Genomic DNA, 17264 nt, shown 5'->3' with positions numbered 1-17264 from the left:
ACCACTGTCGGAGGCCGCGTGACTTGGGCTCCGCACCTGACCGAACGGTCTGCAGTTTGCCGCGGCGCCGCGCGCGGATTGCGGGGATCGCCTGCGGCGTGCCGGCATCACGACGTCGTGATGCCGGCGGGCATAGGCGGCTCGCTGCCGCCCGAACGTCCGCGCCGTGCTCCGCCGGCGGGTCCGGCATGCGAAAGATGAGGCCTTCCGGTTGCGAATTTGTCGAGCCGGATCATATTGGGGGACTGATTGCCAGCGCATTGCCGCCCGGCGCAGAAGGGGCCGGGCGAGGATGGAGACGATGGCCGAAGGCACCGCTGAAGACTGTCATCCGGACATCTGCGACGCCCGGCTCGGGATCGGCCGCTGGCGGTGGGAACTGCGCAGCCAGACGATGATGTGGTGCCCCGTCCAGCGCACGATCCATGCTCTCGCGCCGTCCGAGCCCGTTCCGGAAATGCTGGCCTTCTTCCAGATGATCCACCCCGATGACCGTCACCGGGTCATGGCCTCGGTGAGCGAGACCGTCGCGCGCTGCGCCGAGACCTATAGCCAGACCTACCGGATCGTGCATCCCGGCGGCGCCGTCCGCCACATCCTCAGCCGGGGGCGGCTCGTTCGCGGCAAGGATGGCGAGCCCCTCAGCCTGGACGGCATCGACATCGACCTCACCGACAGCTTCAGCGACGCGGGCGCCGAGCGGCCGCGCGGCGCGCATGTCCCGCTTCCGTCCGAGCTGGCAGCCCGCGACGAGCAGGATGCGCTCCTCAGGGTCGCACTCGAGGCGGGCAGGATGACCGTCTGGCAGCTCGATCTCAAGCGGAGGGTCGTTCTGGTGGGAGGCGACGTGGCGCGGCTCTTCGGCGTCGCGGACCTGCCGCGCGAGATTCCTGCCGCGCTCTTCGAGAGCTACGTTGATGCCGAGGACCTGCCGCACCTGAAGGCCGCCGAGGCCGCCGCCCTCCGCGGCGAGCCGATGCAGGTCGAGGTGCGGATCGTGCTTGTCGACGGAGGCCGCCGGTGGTTGCGCCTGATGGGCGACACGCGTCTGGACGGCGCGGGGCAGCCGCAGCGCATCGTCGGCGTGGCCTATGACGTCTCGGCGCGAAAGGCGACCGAGGCGCTGCTGCGTCAGAGCGAGCAGCACTATCGCGACGTCTTCGCGGCGATCGACGAAGGCTTCTGCACCTGCGAGATCATCACGGACCCGGCAGGAGGCCCGATCGACTATCGCTTTCTCGAGGCCAATCCGCTGTTCCAGCAGATGACCGGGCTCTCCAATCCGGTCGGGCGCACGGCGCGCGAACTCGTGCCCGGGCTCGAGCGCCACTGGATCGACACCTATGCAAGGGTCGGTCTTGGCCGCGAGACGCTGCGCTTCGAGCTTCCGTCCGACGCAATGGGGCGCTGGTTCAACGTCTTCGCCACGCCGCTCTCCGTTCCGGGCCGGTTCGCGCTGGTGTTCAAGGACGTCACGGAAAGCCGCCAGGGCCAGGAGGCGCTGCGCGAGAGCGAAGCCATGTTCCGCGGCGTCACGGAGGCGATGCCGCAGGTCGTCTGGTCCACGCGAGCCGACGGCTACCTCGACTTCCTGAACCAGCAGTGGACGGATCTGACGGGCGCGACAGCCGACGCGGCGCGGGGCGAGGACTGGCGCTCGTTCTTCCATCCCGATGACCAGCCGGCCATCGACCGCCTCTGGACGCACGCGATCCGCACCGGCGAGCCCTACGAGATCGAATACCGGCTCCGCCACAGGGACGGGCAGTACCGGTGGGTTCTCGGCCGCGGGGTGCCCGTGCGCGACGGCGCCGGACGCATCCTGCGCTGGATGGGCACATGCACCGACATCCACGACCTGAAGCTTGCCCAGCAGCGCCAGCAGCTGCTCCGCGAAGAGATGGAGCATCGCGTCAAGAACATCCTGGCACTCGTTCAGGCCGTGGCGCGCCAGACGTTCGGGGGTATCCCCGAAGCCGATGCGGCGAGGGCCGCCTTCAATGGCCGGCTGCACGCACTCGCGGGGGCCTATGGACGCCTGAACCACGAGAACTGGTCGCGGGCGTCGCTGCGCCACATCATCGAGACCTCCGTGGCCGGGGGCGGCGCAAGGGAAGGGGCGGCGGTTCTGGAAGGGCCGGACGTGATGCTGCCGCCGAAGTCCGCGGTGCCGCTGTCGATGGCGCTCCACGAACTTTGCACCAACGCGACCAAATATGGTGCGCTTTCCACGCCTGACGGGCGGGTGGTGATCCGTTGGGACGTGACCCCGGACGAGCGGCTGCATCTCGTCTGGTCCGAGGAGGATGGGCCGCCCGTCGCCCCGCCCTCGCGTTCGGGCTTCGGCATGCGGATGATCGAGAAGGTTCTCGCCGCGGAAGTGGAGGGGACGGTGCGGCTCGACTTCCTCGCCGAAGGCGTGCGCTGCGAGATGGACATGTCGATCTCTCAGCCGGAGGATCGTTCCGGCTGAAGGGGCATCCACGGGCACGCCGCCGATCCTTCATGCGGACCGCAGACACATGCCATCCTGAAAGCTCGAGCCTCCGCGCGGATCAGCCCGTCACGGCAAGGAGAATGAGCCCTGCGACGAGGATGCTCAGAGCGCAGGGGCCCAGCGTACGAGAGAGGATGCGCCCCTCCTGTCCCTTCTGGCCCACGGTCGCGCAGCCGGCGATGATGTTGTGTGGCGCCACGATGTTGCCGATGGCCGCGCCGAAGGTCTGGACGGCGAGCATCAGCGGCAGCGGCAGCGCGAGGACTGCAGCGGTGGTCTCCTGAAACTCGGAGAACAGGATGTTCGAGGTCGTGGCCGACCCGGTCACGAAGGTGCCGAGCACGCCGATCGCGGGCGCGAAGAGCGGCCAGAGGCCACCCGCGCGCGCGGCCGCCTCGGCCAGCGTCAGCACCATGCCCGAGTGGACCATGACGCGCGCCAGCGCCAGCATCACGAGCAGCGCCAGCGCGACCGGCAGGAGCTGGCGGAGGGCCGCCGCCACCGCGGGCCCGAGCCATCGGCCACGGCCGGTCGCCAGTGCGCCCCCGACGAGGCCGAGGGCGAGCAGCGTGCCGGGGTGATAGATCGGCTGGAAACTGCCCGAGAAGCCACCGGGAAGGCTCCAGCTCAGGGTGAGGCCCGCCAGGGGCCCGTGCACCGCAGGGATCATGCGGGTGACCAGAACCAGGACGAGGATGATCGCATAGGGCGCGAGGTCGGCCAGATGCTCGCGGCCCGGCCGCACGGCGACGTCTGCCGGCCGCATCCGGCGCAGGAGGAACACGAAGGCGGCCCCTCCGATCAGTGCCCCCGCGAGCGTCGGAAGCTCTGGCCCTGCGAAGGCGGCAAGCGCAACGGAGGGCACGAAGAAGCAGAGACCGGCAAGTGCGCCCCAGCGCAGGTCACGCGCGGAAGGCCGCCGGTCATCGGCCAGCCAGAGCAGCGCGAGAAGCAGTACCACCCCATTGGCTGCATGCAGCAGCGCCGCGGGCAGTGCAACTTCGGGCGCAGGGATGCCTGTGATGGAGGCCTGGGTGAGAAGGGGCGTCCCGGCCGCGCCGAAGGATACGCCCGAGGCATGCCCGACCAGCGCCAGAACCACCGCCCGCACCGGCGGCACGCCGATCCCCACCAGAAGCGGTGCGCCGAGCGCCACGGGCGTCCCGAAGCCCGCAGCGCCCTCCATGAAGAGTCCGAAGAACCAGGCGATGAGAAGCACGAGGATGCGCCGGTCGTCGGAGAGCCCGGTCAGGAGATCCCGGATCCGCCCGATGGCGCCCGAGCGGCCCTGCAATTCGTAGATGGCGAGGGCGGGCAGGATGATCCAGAGGATCGTGGCGGCCGAGTGCAGCGCCTCGGCCGCGATGCCGAGACCCGCGCCGGTCGGGGCGACCGCACCGTCCGAGCCTGCCGTCAGGTCGAAGGCTGCGGCGGAAAGAAGAAGCGCCACCGAAAGGCCCGCCGTGCCGGCGACGGCTGCGGACCGGCGAAGGGCGCCCATGGCGAACAGGACGACGGCGATCGGGAGCGTGGCCAGCAGTGCGGAAATGAGAAGCCTCTTCATCCTTCGTCTTCCGCCCCATGGTGGGGCGGCCGGCGCCCCTTGTCGAGCGCTACGGCGCGGCCGACCGACGGCAAGCCTCTGATGGCCCGTCGATCCTCCGCAGTTCGGGTCTCGCGTCCGTCCGAACGCCCAGGGATGCTCCGACCGAGGCGGCCTGCGCCAAATGTGCCCGCAGGTCAGGCAGGAGCGCGCCGGCAAGCGCCCGGCATCTGCGGCCAAAGGTCCTTTGTCACGCCGGATGTCCCGGCCGATACTCGGGCCATGAGCAGCTTGATCACCGTATCCATTGCCCTTCCGTCACGCACCGCCTGGGCCGCGTTGCGCTACGCCGACCGGTGGCTCGGCGACCGCATCGAACCGGAAGAAGGTCAGTTCTTCGTGACCGCAACGGCCGCGGAACTGGCGGCGGATGGCGAACTCCGGAGCCACTTCGCCCAGTTGGTCGCGACGGCGCCCGGTCTCTGCCTGCGCCTCGAGGAGGAACTGCGACGACGGCCGCTCCAGCCCTTTGACGTCCTGCAACTGCTCTTCCTGCATGATGGCGAGGCGACGGTGGACCGGCAGGATGCGGCGGAAGACGCACGCCGCGCCGACGCGCTGCTTGCGGGAGCGGCTCCCTAGCCGGTCTTCGGTCCGGGTGGCAATCGGGCATCCGCCCGTATGGACGGGCTAGGGCGTCGGCAAGGAAAGTCGGGCAGCTCGTGGTCATGGGTGCGGCCGCATCCATGCCATTCTTGCACCGAAGCCGCCCGGTCAGGCGGCCTGATACCTCGCGGCGTTGTCCTCGAAAGCGGCAAGCTGGTCGGCCAGCGCCTTGCGGAAGCCCGGCCGTGCGGTGTGGCGGTCATAATACGCCTTTACCGCCGGATGGTCGTCCAGCAGGTCCATCCGCGCGGCCGTCACCAGCACCGCGGTCAGCATGAGGTCGGCAACCGTGAAGCCGTCGCCCACGATCGTCTCGCGGTCTCCGAGGGCCCCGGCGAACTGCGAGAGGCGCTTGTCCACCTCGCCGCGCGCCGGGAGGCGAAGCTTGGCGGGCGCCTCGCGATCCTCCAGCCCGAACCTCTCGGGCCAGCGCTCGAAGAACCACAGCATCGCCAGCATCATGATCGGCGGTTCGAGCGTGTTCAACGCGGCGAAGACCCAGCTCAGGCAGGCATCCCGAAGTGCGGGATCGGTCGGCAGGAGGGCGTCGCTCTCTTCGGCGATGCGCCAGACGCAGGCGCCGCTCTCGAACATCGTTCTGCCCTCGAGGCCGAGGACCGGCACCTGCCCGAACGGCTGGTGCGCGAGGTGGTCGGGCTCTCCCTGCGTTCCCTGCGGCAGGAGGTTCACTTCGTAGGGCAGGCCCGCTTCCTCGAGCGCCCAGCGGAGACGCAGGTCGCGCACCTGTCCCTGCGCGAAGCTCGGCACCCAGTCGAAGGCCGTCACGGTCATTGCGGGTCGGTTCATGGTCCTCTCCCTGTGTTTCAATCCCGATCGGGGGCGCCGAGTGGAAAGAACGGCCGCCATGGCCGTGCGGCCTCGATGCACCGGGCATAGGAGGAGCGGGCATTCAGCCGGGCGCGATAGGCGGCGACCTCGGGAAAGCCATCGCCGATTGGATGTGTCCAGTCGGCGTAGAAGAGCTGCGGGGCGGCCGAGCAGTCGCCGAGGCTGAAAGCCTCGCCTGCGATCCAGGTCCTGCCGGGCAGGTGCTGCTCGAGAAAGCCATAGGCGGTCTCGAGCATGGCTTTCGCATCGGCCACACCCGCGGGATCGCGCGCTTCTTCGGGCCGCAGGGCGTCGAAGACGATCTTCTGCTGCGGCGTGGCAATGTAGTTGTCGAAGAACCGATCCCAGAAGCGCACGTCGAGCGCTTCAACGGGATCCTCGGGGATCAGCCGGGCGCCTCGGGCATGGTGCAGCGTCAGGTGCTCGACGATGATCGACGCCTCGCGCACGGGCCGCCCATCGTCCAGCAGGAGCGGCATCTTGCGGAAAGGCCAGAGCCGGCCGAGCGCTTCCATATTCTGCGGCTCTTCCGGCGAGAGCATGTGGTGCTGCACGTCGAGCCCGTATTCGTGAAGGGCGATCCAGACCTTCTGGCAATAGGACGAGAAGGGATGTGCATAGAGTTCGAGCATGGGCAGCCTTTGATCCGGAGGAAGCGTCTGGCCGGACGGGCACACTGGTCACGAAGAGGCCCGCAGAGTCGCTTGCCCAATCACGTTGATATCAACATAATGGCGCACATGTCAAAGGAACCTGCTGCGCCTGCTCCGTTCGGCATGAGTCCGCTCATCCGGGACCGCTGCCTGTGTCTTGCCACGCAGCGCGCGGCTCGGGCGCTTGCGCGGAGGTTCGACGAGGCCTTCAGGCCGCTGGGTCTGCGAAGCGGCCAATTTTCGCTGCTGGCGGCCCTGAACCGGCCCGAGCCGCCGCCGCTCGGGGCAGTCGCCTCCCTGCTGGCGATGGATCGGACGACCCTTACCGCAATGCTGAAGCCGCTGGAGCGCCGCGGTCTCGTTCTGGTGCGGGCGGACGAGGGGGACCGCCGCCTGAGGCGCCTGATCCTGACCGGCGAGGGCCGCCTGCTGCTCGGGCGCGCGATCCCGATCTGGGAGGAGACGCAGCGTGCCATCGAGGCCGCCGTGGCACGCGAAGGCGCATGCCTCGGCGCGGATCTGGAGGCGCTCCGCCGGGCAGCGGAGCGAGATCCGGCCGCCCCCGGACAGCCCCTTCCGAAAGTGGAGGATCCTCAGGCGTCCTGACGCCCGTCGGCCGCTTCGGCGATGAGCTGGCGGATCGCTTCCTGCTTCTCCACGACCTTGGGGGCCAGCACGAAGGGATAGAAGGTCTCGTGACCCAGCGCCTGGTTGACCGCGTTGAGCGCGATCACGAGGTCGACCCAGGCATGCGAGAGCCGCGTCATCGGCTGAAGCACGAGGTCCTCGAGCTGCACGGGCAGGTCCTGCCGCGAGAGCAGGCCAAAGGCCAAGGCCGTCTCCATGCCGTCCAGCAGGTGGAACACATGCGCCCAGCTTTCGGCGAAGTCCTCCCATGGATGCGCGGTGGCATAGGCCGAGATGAACCCCTCGGGCCAATCCGGCGGCGCCCCTTCCGCATAGTGGGTCTGAAGCGCCGCCGCATAATCCTGACGATCGTCGCCGAAGACCGAGCGGAGTGTCTCCAGCCTCTCAGGCCGCGCCTCGGTCAGCACGTCCCAGTAATGGTGGGCGACCTCGTGGCGCAGATGGCCGGTGAGGGTGCGATAGGGCTCGTTCATCTCCGACCGGATCCGCTCGCGCTCGGCGTCGTCCGCCTCGGCGACATTGAGCGTGATGGTGCCATTGGCATGGCCCGTCAGCACGCGCGGCGCCGTGCCGTCGAGCATGTCGCCCTTCAGTTCGAACCGGGGAACGGGCGTGCCCTCGGCGTCGAAAAGCGGCAGGCGCAGCCGGTGCAGCATCAGGATCAGCGGACGCTTCGCCGTCTCGATCCGTTCCCAGCGGTCGGTGTTCTCCGGGATGGACAGGTCCGGCACCATTGTCGTGTGCAGGCAGGAAAGGCAGAGCGTACCTCCGGCATGGGCTGCCCAGTTGCAGTTGATCGTCAAGCGGTTCGCGCAGGGCTCGCCCCCCTGCTCAAGATCCGAAAAGCCTGCCTCGGGGTCGAAGAGGAGTTGGGTGCCGCAAGCAAGACAGGCCGTGTTGCGAAAGAAGATTTCCTGCTGGCAGGACGGGCAGGTGTAACGTTGCACGGGAGGGACCGGGGTTGTGAACAGACGGCGTCCAACGGCGCGTGATGTGCTTCGGTTCCGGCAATATCGGGCTTCCGGCGGCATTCGTCGAAATCGGATCCGATGCAGGCAGCCTGCGCTGCCTTTCCCACATCCCTCGGACACGACGGCGTCCTGGCGCGCGAGGCGGCCGCACGAGGAACTCCAACGGTTCCGAGCAGTCGTGCCGGCCGAATGTTCGTGTCGCAACGGGTGTCGGCGTCGCTGCCTCAGAGCGGGACGGTCATCGCCGGGTCCAGTCTGCCGGCAAAGAAGTCCAGCACGTTCCGGACCGACTGCAGCGACATCCGCTCGGCTGCCTCGAGTGTGACTCCGCCGATATGCGGCGACAGGATCACCTGATCGAGCGCCAGAAGCGGATTGCCGGGGGCGGGCGGCTCTTCCTCGAAGACATCGAGGCCGGCGGCAGCGATACGCCCCTCTCTGAGAGCCTGTGCAAGGGCTGTCTCGTCCACCACCCCGCCGCGGGAAGTGTTGACGAGGATGGCCGAGGGCTTCATCAGCGCAAGCTCGTCGGCGCCGAGCAGGGGTCGCGGCCGGCGCGGCGCGCTCACCGCCACCACATCGGCCCATGCCAGCCCCTCGGCGAGGGACACGGGCAGAACCGGCCCCTCCGGCCAGCCCGAGGCCTCAACCGACGGGCTGAACGCCCGGATGTCCATCCCGAAGCCCTGCGCCATCCGCGCAAGGTGCCGCCCGATCCGACCGTAGCCGAGGATCAGCAGCCGCTTCCCCGAGATTTCGCCGGCCTCCATCCTGTTGCGCCAGTTCCACCGACCCGGATCGCGCACGGCCTGATCTGCCAGACGCATCCTCTTGGCGCAGGCAAGGATCAGCGTCATCGCCTGCTCTGCCACCGACAGCGAGTTCACGTCACCCACCACGGAGAGCGTGATGTTCCGCGCCCGCAGCGCCGGAAGTTCGACCGAGTCGGTTCCCACGCCGTGACGCGACACGATGCGCAGGTGCGGCGCCATGTCGAGGACAGCCGCCGTGACAGGCTGCGTCCGGACGATCAGGGCCTCGGCCTGTGCGAGTTGGCCGTGAAAGGCCGCGGGTGCGTTGTCCGCCACATGGTCGAAGGTCACGCCGCTCGTGTGGGCAAGAAGATCCAGACCTGCCGGATGAAGCACTCCGGCGACGAGAACGTGGGGCATGGCGGGCTCCGGCTGTTGCCCCCGATGGATGGCGGCAGCAGCCGGCGGATGCAAGCCGTCAGCCGCGCTTCCGGCTGAGCGCCCCCCAGATGACGAGGACCAGGATGGCGCCGACGATGGCTCCGATGAATCCCGCGCCTTCGCCCGGGCCATACCAGCCCACCGCCTGCCCCAGCCAGGTCGCGACGAAGGCGCCGACGATGCCGAGGATCGTGGTGAGGATGAAGCCCGATGGCTCATTGTCGCCCGGATGGAGGAACTTCGCGATGATGCCCGCGACGAAGCCGATGATGATGGTCCAGATAATGCTCAAGGCGCGTTCTCCGCTGAATGTCTGCCATGCGAACGGGCGGATGCGCAGGAGGTTCCGTCACTCGGCGGCTTCATGTTCCAGCTCGGGCAAAGGCTCCCTGGCGCCAAGGAAATTGCCCAGCGTGTGCAGCGCGTCGACGTTGTCGCAGACGACCTTGAGGCAGACGAGGAACGGCACGGCGACCAGCGCACCCGGCACGCCCCAGAGCCATCCCCAGAAGATCACCGTGACGAAGACCGAAACGGTGTTGAGCTCGAGACGGCGGCCGAGGACGATCGGCGTGACCAGCTGGCCCTCGATGGCCGTCGCCGTCAGATAAAGCGCCGGCACGAGAAACGCCTGCGAAAGGTGGTCGAAGTGGACGATGGCCACCGCCCCCGACAATGCGACGCCGGCGATTGCACCGATGTAGGGCAGGAAGTTCAGCAGGAAGGCCGCCATCGCCCAGACGAGGGGGCTCGGCATGCCGGCACCCCACATGGCGAGGCCGATGACGACGCCGAGGCCGGCGTTGATGATCGTGACCGACAGCAGATAGCGCGAAACCCTGCGCTCGATTCCGTAGACGATCCGCAGCGCCCGCTTCTTGTCGCCGAAACGCGGGAAAGCCTCGATGAGCTTGATGTAGAAGAGGTCGCCGGACGCGAGCAGGAAGAGCGCCAGAACCAGCGTCACGATCACCGTCGTCAGGACGGCCGCGGCACTTCCGACGGCCGACGACAGGATCCCCGGCGTCTGGACCGCGACGCGCTGCACCGTCGGATCCTCGGTGTCATTGGCCAGCTCGGACACCTGCTCGGAGGCGTTCTGCACCGCCTCGAACGAGTCGAGGATCGTTTCGGCCCTCTCGCGCAGCTGGTCGCCCAGCCGCGGCGCCTGGCTGACCCAGTCCGAGACGGGGCCGCTGAGCAGGAATGCGCCGACGGCGATCACCGCCGCCAGCGCGACGATGAGGGCGGTCGCGCTGATCGGCGGCGTGATCCCGATCCGCTGCAGCGCCCGGATCACGGGGCTGAACGTCAGTGCGAGCAGAAGACCGATCATCAGGGGCAGGATCACGTCCCGCGCGAAATAGAAGCCCATGATCACGAGGACAAGCAGGATGAACCCGAGCAGCCTCCGGATGGCGACCAGATGATTGAGCCGCGCCAGCTCTGCCTCGGAGTTCCGCTGTCGCTCGATGGCTTCGTCGGGTTCCTCGGCCGACCTGCCGGCGGCGGTTGGGCCGATCCCCTCGTTCTGCATCATTCTTCCAGCTTCCTCTGCCGCTCGCCCCGCGCAGGCCGCGGCCCGGACACAACAGCGAGTCCCCGCCTCCTGTTCCAGCGCAGGGCGGCGCAGTCGCCTTGGGTCCCGATACCGGCGCGGCGAAGTGTGCCGCGCGATGTCCTGCGCCCCGGGGGATCGATCCGCGGGACAACACCTGCTGCCGCTCCGCTCCGCAGCATTCCTTCAGCTTCGCTTGCGCTTCGGGCCGGGTCCGGGGAGGACCACGTTGCAGGGGCAGGCCAATGCAATTCCTTTTCGGACATGGGTGGCCTTGGCGCCGGTGCGGCGGATTCGCCCATGCCGTCACCTGAAGGAACGATGCTTGCCAAAGCGCGTATGGTCGTCGAACATGTCCCCATGATCGACGACCTGGTTTCACTGACCTACAGGAGTCGCGTCTGCCTTGCCGATCCGGTAGCGGACATCGTCGCTATCGTGCAGGCAAGCCGCGTGCGGAATCCGCGTCTCGGGATCACGGGAATCCTGCTCTACAACGGATTTCACTTCGTCCAGACCCTCGAGGGGCCGCGGACCGCGTGCAACCACCTGTTAGAGCGGATCTCCAAGGATCCCCGGCATCTGGAAATCGTCGCCTTCGGGCTGAGACCGATCGAGCAAAGAAGCTTTCCGGACTGGTCCATGCAACTGATCTCGCGCGCGGAACTGCGCGCGATCATGCCTGAACTGAAGCTGCTCGACCTGAAGGAGCCCGAGGACATCGAGCGGCTCCATCGCCGGATCATAGCCAGCCTTTCCGCCCGTCCGAGCGCGCCGGATGACGGCGCCTAGCAGGTTCTGCCGGCGGGAAGGGCGCGGGCACCCGGCCCTTCCCGACAATCCGCTCAGGCCGTCGCGGACCGCTGGAAGGCGGCGTCCAGGTCGTCGTCCGGCTTCGACAGGTCGAAGCCGAAGCCTCCGGAAGGCGGCACCACGCGCAGCGCCGCTTTCGGGGCCGGGCGGGCCTCCGGCATGGCGGTCTGTGCGGTAGCCGGTTGCCCGGCCGGTTCGGCGCGGAAGAAGGCGGCCGCCTCCTTCAGTTGATCGGCCTCCGCCGAAAGCCGGCCTGCTCCGCTGGCCAGCGCTTCCGACGAAGCGGTGTTCTGCTGCGTCACCTTGTCAAGCTGCTGGATGGCGAGCGCCACCTGCTGCGCACCGACCGACAGTTCGCGCGATGCGGCCGTGATGGACGACACGAGGCCCGACGTGCGCTCGATGTCCGGCACCAACCGGTCGAGCATGGCTCCGGCCGTGCGGGCGGTGGTTGAGGTTCGCGCCGACAGGGTCGAGATTTCCGCGGCCGCAACCTGGCTGCGCTCGGCCAGCTTGCGGACTTCAGACGCGACAACCGCAAAGCCACGCCCATGCTCGCCGGCTCGGGCGGCCTCGACCGCGGCGTTCAGCGCCAGCAGGTCGGTCTGGCGTGCGATCTCCTGCACCACCAGAACGCGGTCCGCGATCAGGGCCATGGCTTCGACCGCCTCGCGGACGGCACTGCCCGAGGCGCGGGCATGCTCGGCCGACTGGGCCGCGATCTGTTCGGTCTGTTCCGCGTTTTCCGCCGTCTGCTTGATGTTGGCGGCCATTTCCTCGACGGAAGCCGAGGCTTCCTCGGTGGCCGACGCCTGCTCGTTGCTGCCTTGCGACAACTGCTCCGAGGTCGAAGCCGTGGTCTGGCTGTTGGCCGCCACGCTTTCGGTAGCCCGCGCAACACGGCCCGCCACATCGCGCAGGCGCAGGATCATCTCGTTGTTGACCTTCAGCAGCTGAGCAAATTCGTCCGACCCACGCACCTCGGCCAGGGTCGTCAGATCCCCCTCCGAAACCCGCCGCGACAGCGCCAGCGCCATCGCGAACCCGCGTCCGATCGAGCGCACGAGAAACAGCACGGTCACGGTGCCGGTCAGAAACGCCACGATGGCGAGCATCGAGAGATTGAGAACGGTGCTCTTGAGTTCCTTGTCAGCTTCATTCGCGGCGCGGTCCATCTGGCTGCCATAGCGGTCCCGGAACTCCTGCAACCGGCCCGCAAGCGCATCCGCATTTTCCTTTGCTTCGGTCGACAGCAGGCGGATCGCCTCGGTCGTGAGGAACCGGTCGGCGAAGGTGAGTACGCGATCGTCGATCTCGCCGGCCGCCTTCAGCTGGTCCGCATAGGCCGCGATCATGGTCCGGCCTTCGTCGTCGGAAATCGCAGAGAGGTTCTCGATGCTCGCCGTCATCTCGGCCCGGATGGCGTCGATCTCGGCTTTCAGGGCGGACCGCTCGGCCGCCGTGCGGGAATTGATATAGTCGCGCACGACGATGCCGAGATCGGAATGCGCAACATCCAGCCGGTTCGCCGCATTTACCCGCGCCGCCTCGCTGAAGACGATGGTGTCCAGCGTCTGGTTGGCGTGGCGCAGGTCCAGGATGCCGATCACGGTGCTGCCGCCCATCAACAGGAAGACCAGGAGGAAGGCCGCGATCAGTTTCAGTTTAACGGTCAAAGTTCACACTCCTTGGACTGACTGAGAGCAGGATGCCGCGACAAGGGCCCCGGCTCGGCCCTCCCCGCCGCTGAAGAGGCGACAAGGGTCACGAACACCCTGAAGGTCTTCCATATCTGTAACGGATGTCTTTACGGCCATTTCAGTATCCGCAGGACAGAAGTCGCGGAGCGAGCCGCATTTGCTCACGCCGATGGCGCGACGGGCAGATGGTCGGCCGGACGAGGGGAAGGCGCTACTTGTCCGGAAGTTCTGGGTGTCGGTCACGGGCCGCATGATGTCTCCGTCATGTCAGCCGGAGAAACCGGCTGGAGGATGGGTGGCCCGCCACGGCCATCCGCGCATCCGGGACATGCCTTTCTCGATGGTGGCCCTTCTACCGCAGTCGGCGCTGGTCAGAGGCATCGCATTCGAGACAGTTGTCATCTTTCGGGATCAGGAAGACTCATCGGAATAGGGTGCGGCATTCGCGCGGGATGGGCAGGGGGCCATGCCGACCGTCGGCCCGCCGCATGGCGATGCCGCAGCGCGTTTCCGAAGGCCCGTGCGGCGCCATGTGCCGAACGCGCGGCTGCCATCATGCGACGAAGGATCGGATGGCGGGGGTCGATCCCCGGATGCGCTGATCGGCGGCATCCTGCGCAAGCCGGCGATGACCCGCCGGTTCCATCACCAAACCGGGAACACCCGTTACACGCAGGAAGTTCATCATCACGCAGAAATGCAACCCTGACCACCCATAGCCAAGGAGAGCCCCCTATGCCGTCCTCGACGCAAGCAATCGATCGGTGGTGGGTCAACGACCAGACGCCTGACAATCCCTACGGCAAGAGCACCGACTACGAGGCCTATCTCGACTATCTTGGCGCCCTGAACCGCAGCCTCACACCCGAGATCGCGGCTGAACCGCTCCGGATCAATGTCAGCGAGTTGAACGACCATCCGGATTACAAGGCGGCGGCGGTCGGGGCCCTGCAGACATGGGCCACCGTCACGCCCCTCCAGTTCGAGATCGTGGAGGATACCCCCTTCGACCCCGCCACGGACTGGATGGAGGTCGTAAGCCCCGAACTGGGCGAGCCGAGCGACGGCAGTGCCTTCTCCAGCAACCGCTATGTGAGCATCGGCCAGCGCTTCCACGATACCGAGCCGAACAAGACAGACATCGGCGGCTACGTGTTCGATTCCTTCGTCCATGAATTCGGCCACGAATTCGGCCTGAACCACCCCGGTCTCTACAATTACAGCGGACCGGGCGGCGTGCAGATCAACTATCTGAACAACGCGACCTGGATCTATGACCGGCAGCAATACAGCGTCATGTCCTACTTCGACGGGATCGACGTGGGCGAAACCAGCCGCTGGTCCGCCTCGACGCCGCTGATGGCCGACATCGAAGCCGTGATCCGGCGCTTCTTCTCGACCGTCGACGAGGACGGTGTCCGGACCTATGAGACCATCGACCTGAACACGGGCGACGACGTCTATGGCTTCGGCAGCACGGTCTATGGCTACGAACTCACCTCGAGCGGAATGCAGCACGACATCGGCTTCGTGATCCACGATACCGGCGGTGACGATACGATCGACTTCTCGGGCTCCACCTCGGGCACGATCCTCGACCTCCGCGCGGGGCAGTTCTCCAGCGTCAATGGCCATCACAACAACGTCTCGATCTTCGCCGGCCACAACGCCGATCAGACCGAGTATTACATCGAGACCGGCATCGGGAGCGATTACGCCGACATCCTGATCGGCAACGACGGGGACAACGTGCTGGACGGACGCGGCGGCGGCGACCGGATGGCCGGCTATGGCGGCGACGACGTCTACTTCGTCGACTCTGCCGATGACGTGGTCCGCGAGACGGCCAATGGCGGCAAGGACACGATCATCGTCCTGGCCGAGGGCCTCGATCTCGGATCCGTCGCGAATGTCGAGACCATCATCTACGCCTTCGGCTCCTCGGGCGCGACCGGCACCACCGGCAGTCCCGCGGAGGAGGGCGGTGGCGGACGGCAGGGCCGCGCCGCCAGCCAGCAGGCGATCATGATCGGCACCGAGGATGGCGAGACGCTTGACGGGGGCTCGGGCGCAGATGCGATCTTCGGGCTCGGCGGCGACGATCTCATCATCGGCGGCCGTGACTCTCTGGCCAGCCGCGATATCAACAACACCATCGACGTCGAGGATCTGGAGGACCAGACCGAGAGCGACGACGGAGACGACGCCCTCTACGGCGGCGCGGGCAATGACACGATCAACGGCGGCGCCGGCGACGACACGCTCGAGGGCGGCAGCGGCGACGACCTGCTGAGAGGCCAGGACGGGGTCGACGTGTTCCGCGGCGGTTCGGGCACGGACACCGTGGACTACAGCATGGAGAGCCCGTTCCAGCTGCTCGTGAACCTGCAGACAAACGTCGCCAGCGGCGGGACCGGTTCGGGCGACACCTTCTACAGCATCGAGAACCTGATCGGCTCGGATGACCGCATCGACCGGTTCATCGGAACCGCTGCGGCCAATCACTTCTGGGGCCAGGGCGGGGGCGACTACTTCAACGGTCGTGGCGGTGACGACATCCTCGACGGGGGCGCCGACGGGGATATCCTCTATGGCGAAGCCGGCGATGACACCATTATCGGGGGTTCGGGCCAGGACTACCTGGATGGCGGCACGGGCACGGATACCGTCGTCTATGCCGGAAGTTCGTCCGCAGTGACGATCGACCTCGCCAACGGCACGGCGAGGGGCGGCGATGCGGACGGGCCTGTGCAGATCGTCGGACGAGGCACGACGATCCGGCACGATATCCTTGCCGGCTTCGAGAACGCCGTAGGCTCGGACCATGACGATCACCTGCTGGGCGACGATGGGGCGAACCGGCTGGCCGGCGGGTCGGGGAACGACACGCTGACGGGTGGCCGCGGGCCGGACACGCTGGCCGGCGGTTCGGGGCGCGACACGGCCGACTACAGCACTGCAACCAGCGGCGTCTCGCTGCTTCTGGCGCGGGGCGGTTCCGCGGGCGACACCTACATCTCGATCGAGAACCTCTCCGGCTCGGGACATGACGACCGGATGGTGGGAGACGGTGGCGCCAATGTGCTGACGGGGCAGGGGGGTGACGACATCCTGATCGGGGCCCGGGGCAACGACACGCTGCTCGGCGATTTCCCCGATCAGGGAGATGCTCCGCCGCGGCCGGGCATGGGGACGGGCTATGCCACCCTGGGGCCGGATGCGAACAACAACTCCATCGACACCGCATTCGACATCTCGGACAACTTCTCGCTCACCGAGGATCCCGACATCTTCGACTCCACGACCGTCCTCCACACCACGGTCAACGCGACAGGCAACGGCGAGGCCGGCTACTACCAGATCGACCTTGCGGCCGGCACCGTGATCTCCATCGACATCGACGGCATCGCCGATCCCGATGTCCACGACAGCTGGGTGAGGCTGCTGAACAGTGACGGCGAGGTCGTCGCGGAGAACGACGATGGGGGGGGCGACCCCGGCTCGACCAGCAGCCGCGACTCGAGCACCGTCTTCACGGTCGAGGAGTCGGGGACCTACTACATCGTCGAAGGAAGCTGGACACCCGACTCGCCCGAAGGCTGGACGCCGGAGGTGCCGGAGGGCTCGACCTACGAGCTGAACGTCTCGGTGGAGTTCCCGCCCGAGCCGGTGCAGCCGGGCGAGCCGGGAGAGGACTGGCTGGTTGGCGGGCAGGGCAACGACCTGCTGGACGGAGGGCTTGCAACGGATACGCTGATCGGTGGCGCAGGAGAGGATTCATTCCGCTTCTCGACAGCGCTGGGCAATGGCAACGTCGACCGGCTGCTCGACTTCGACTCCGGCGACGATCTGATGCTGCTCGACATGGCCATCTTCGCGGCCGCCGGCGACGTGGGGGCCTTGTCCTTCGGCGCCTTCCGGCAGAACCGCTCGGGCGAGGCCCAGGATGCGGACGACCGCATCATCTACGACTTCAACAGCGGATATCTGTCCTATGATGCCGATGGCTCCGGCGACCTGGGGGCGGTCCGCTTCGCGCGGGTCATCCCCTACACGGACATTGCGGCCAACGACTTCTACATCGTCTGACAAAGCCGACGGGGGCGGCCTCCGGGCCGCCCCTCTCCTCACACGCGTCGGGGGCGATGCCGCTTCCGTCGCTCGATCAAGACA

General features: G+C 67.5%; 14 protein-coding genes. 6 read left to right on the top strand and 8 right to left on the bottom strand.

Annotated features, from left to right (window positions below; all coding sequences use genetic code 11):
• The first annotated feature begins 301 nt into the window (after positions 1 to 301).
• Positions 302 to 2473, top strand: coding sequence for a PAS domain-containing protein (locus ACTVZP_RS14970; RefSeq protein WP_443212961.1), 2172 nt, complete (start codon positions 302 to 304; stop codon positions 2471 to 2473).
• A gap of 82 nt (positions 2474 to 2555) precedes the next feature.
• On the opposite strand, the gene ACTVZP_RS14965 is transcribed toward ACTVZP_RS14970, so the two are convergent.
• Complete coding sequence (locus ACTVZP_RS14965; RefSeq protein ID WP_443212960.1) at positions 2556 to 4061, bottom strand: L-lactate permease; 1506 nt, start codon at positions 4059 to 4061, stop codon at positions 2556 to 2558.
• A 261-nt stretch (positions 4062 to 4322) separates the two neighbouring features.
• Between ACTVZP_RS14965 and ACTVZP_RS14960 the strand changes: the two genes are divergently transcribed.
• Complete coding sequence (locus ACTVZP_RS14960) at positions 4323 to 4682, top strand: ABC transporter related protein (protein ID WP_443212959.1); 360 nt, start codon at positions 4323 to 4325, stop codon at positions 4680 to 4682.
• 132 nt (positions 4683 to 4814) lie between these two features.
• Here the strand turns inward: ACTVZP_RS14960 and ACTVZP_RS14955 are convergent, their stop codons facing one another.
• Together ACTVZP_RS14955 and ACTVZP_RS14950 are read right to left on the bottom strand one after the other, a co-directional pair.
• Positions 4815 to 5513, bottom strand: coding sequence for a glutathione S-transferase family protein (locus tag ACTVZP_RS14955; protein ID WP_443212958.1), 699 nt, complete (start codon positions 5511 to 5513; stop codon positions 4815 to 4817).
• A gap of 17 nt (positions 5514 to 5530) precedes the next feature.
• Positions 5531 to 6187: a glutathione S-transferase family protein gene (locus tag ACTVZP_RS14950; protein ID WP_443212957.1), complete on the bottom strand. Its 657-nt coding sequence runs from the start codon at positions 6185 to 6187 to the stop codon at positions 5531 to 5533.
• 108 nt (positions 6188 to 6295) lie between these two features.
• On the opposite strand from ACTVZP_RS14950, the gene ACTVZP_RS14945 reads away from it, so the two are divergent.
• Positions 6296 to 6814 (top strand): MarR family winged helix-turn-helix transcriptional regulator, encoded by a 519-nt coding sequence (locus tag ACTVZP_RS14945; RefSeq protein WP_443212956.1) that lies wholly within the window; start codon positions 6296 to 6298, stop codon positions 6812 to 6814.
• Here the strand turns inward: ACTVZP_RS14945 and ACTVZP_RS14940 are convergent.
• The 4 genes from ACTVZP_RS14940 to ACTVZP_RS14925 all read right to left on the bottom strand — a co-directional run bounded on the left by ACTVZP_RS14940 (position 6802) and on the right by ACTVZP_RS14925 (position 10557).
• Positions 6802 to 7803, bottom strand: a complete 1002-nt coding sequence (locus tag ACTVZP_RS14940; protein ID WP_443212955.1) for a zinc-binding metallopeptidase family protein — start codon at positions 7801 to 7803, stop codon at positions 6802 to 6804. The two genes, ACTVZP_RS14945 and ACTVZP_RS14940, sit on opposite strands and share 13 nt — an antisense overlap.
• A 248-nt stretch (positions 7804 to 8051) precedes the next feature.
• Complete coding sequence (locus tag ACTVZP_RS14935; RefSeq protein ID WP_443212954.1) at positions 8052 to 8999, bottom strand: hydroxyacid dehydrogenase; 948 nt, start codon at positions 8997 to 8999, stop codon at positions 8052 to 8054.
• Positions 9000 to 9057: 58 nt separating this feature from the next.
• Complete coding sequence (locus ACTVZP_RS14930; RefSeq protein WP_443212953.1) at positions 9058 to 9312, bottom strand: GlsB/YeaQ/YmgE family stress response membrane protein; 255 nt, start codon at positions 9310 to 9312, stop codon at positions 9058 to 9060.
• A gap of 57 nt (positions 9313 to 9369) precedes the next feature.
• The gene (locus ACTVZP_RS14925) at positions 9370 to 10557 is read right to left on the bottom strand and encodes an AI-2E family transporter (protein ID WP_443213002.1); all 1188 of its coding nucleotides are present in this window, start codon (positions 10555 to 10557) and stop codon (positions 9370 to 9372) included.
• A 285-nt stretch (positions 10558 to 10842) separates the two neighbouring features.
• Here ACTVZP_RS14925 and ACTVZP_RS14920 point away from each other — a divergent pair, with 285 nt between their 5' ends.
• Positions 10843 to 11370: a BLUF domain-containing protein gene (locus tag ACTVZP_RS14920; protein WP_443212952.1), complete on the top strand. Its 528-nt coding sequence runs from the start codon at positions 10843 to 10845 to the stop codon at positions 11368 to 11370.
• A 53-nt stretch (positions 11371 to 11423) separates the two neighbouring features.
• On the opposite strand, the gene ACTVZP_RS14915 is transcribed toward ACTVZP_RS14920, so the two are convergent.
• On the bottom strand, positions 11424 to 13067 hold the full coding sequence (locus ACTVZP_RS14915) for a methyl-accepting chemotaxis protein (RefSeq protein ID WP_443212951.1): 1644 nt from the start codon (positions 13065 to 13067) through the stop codon (positions 11424 to 11426).
• 490 nt (positions 13068 to 13557) lie between these two features.
• On the opposite strand from ACTVZP_RS14915, the gene ACTVZP_RS14910 reads away from it, so the two are divergent.
• Together ACTVZP_RS14910 and ACTVZP_RS14905 are read left to right on the top strand one after the other, a co-directional pair.
• The gene (locus ACTVZP_RS14910) at positions 13558 to 13800 is read left to right on the top strand and encodes a hypothetical protein (RefSeq protein WP_443212950.1); all 243 of its coding nucleotides are present in this window, start codon (positions 13558 to 13560) and stop codon (positions 13798 to 13800) included.
• Positions 13801 to 13826: 26 nt separating this feature from the next.
• A complete protein-coding gene (locus ACTVZP_RS14905; protein ID WP_443212949.1) occupies positions 13827 to 17180 on the top strand; it encodes a M10 family metallopeptidase C-terminal domain-containing protein in 3354 nt (1117 codons plus the stop codon).
• Positions 17181 to 17264: the final 84 nt, after the last annotated feature.

Origin of the sequence: Rhodobacter sp. NSM, assembly GCF_052244495.1 — a bacterium.
Classification (GTDB): domain Bacteria; phylum Pseudomonadota; class Alphaproteobacteria; order Rhodobacterales; family Rhodobacteraceae; genus Cereibacter_A.
Note: the sequence above shows the minus strand (reverse complement) of the source record. Positions and strands in the feature narration are given on the sequence as shown.

Bases quoted from the DNA above. Each gene is read 5' to 3' on its own strand.
- ACTVZP_RS14970 (WP_443212961.1), top strand. From the start codon at position 302: ATGGCCGAAGGCACCGCTGAAGACTGTCATCCGGACATCTGCGACGCC.
- ACTVZP_RS14965 (WP_443212960.1), bottom strand. From the start codon at position 4,061: ATGAAGAGGCTTCTCATTTCCGCACTGCTGGCCACGCTCCCGATCGCC.
- ACTVZP_RS14960 (WP_443212959.1), top strand. From the start codon at position 4,323: ATGAGCAGCTTGATCACCGTATCCATTGCCCTTCCGTCACGCACCGCC.
- ACTVZP_RS14955 (WP_443212958.1), bottom strand. From the start codon at position 5,513: ATGAACCGACCCGCAATGACCGTGACGGCCTTCGACTGGGTGCCGAGC.
- ACTVZP_RS14950 (WP_443212957.1), bottom strand. From the start codon at position 6,187: ATGCTCGAACTCTATGCACATCCCTTCTCGTCCTATTGCCAGAAGGTC.
- ACTVZP_RS14945 (WP_443212956.1), top strand. From the start codon at position 6,296: ATGTCAAAGGAACCTGCTGCGCCTGCTCCGTTCGGCATGAGTCCGCTC.
- ACTVZP_RS14935 (WP_443212954.1), bottom strand. From the start codon at position 8,999: ATGCCCCACGTTCTCGTCGCCGGAGTGCTTCATCCGGCAGGTCTGGAT.
- ACTVZP_RS14925 (WP_443213002.1), bottom strand. From the start codon at position 10,557: ATGCAGAACGAGGGGATCGGCCCAACCGCCGCCGGCAGGTCGGCCGAG.
- ACTVZP_RS14920 (WP_443212952.1), top strand. From the start codon at position 10,843: ATGGGTGGCCTTGGCGCCGGTGCGGCGGATTCGCCCATGCCGTCACCT.
- ACTVZP_RS14910 (WP_443212950.1), top strand. From the start codon at position 13,558: ATGCCGACCGTCGGCCCGCCGCATGGCGATGCCGCAGCGCGTTTCCGA.
- ACTVZP_RS14905 (WP_443212949.1), top strand. From the start codon at position 13,827: ATGCCGTCCTCGACGCAAGCAATCGATCGGTGGTGGGTCAACGACCAG.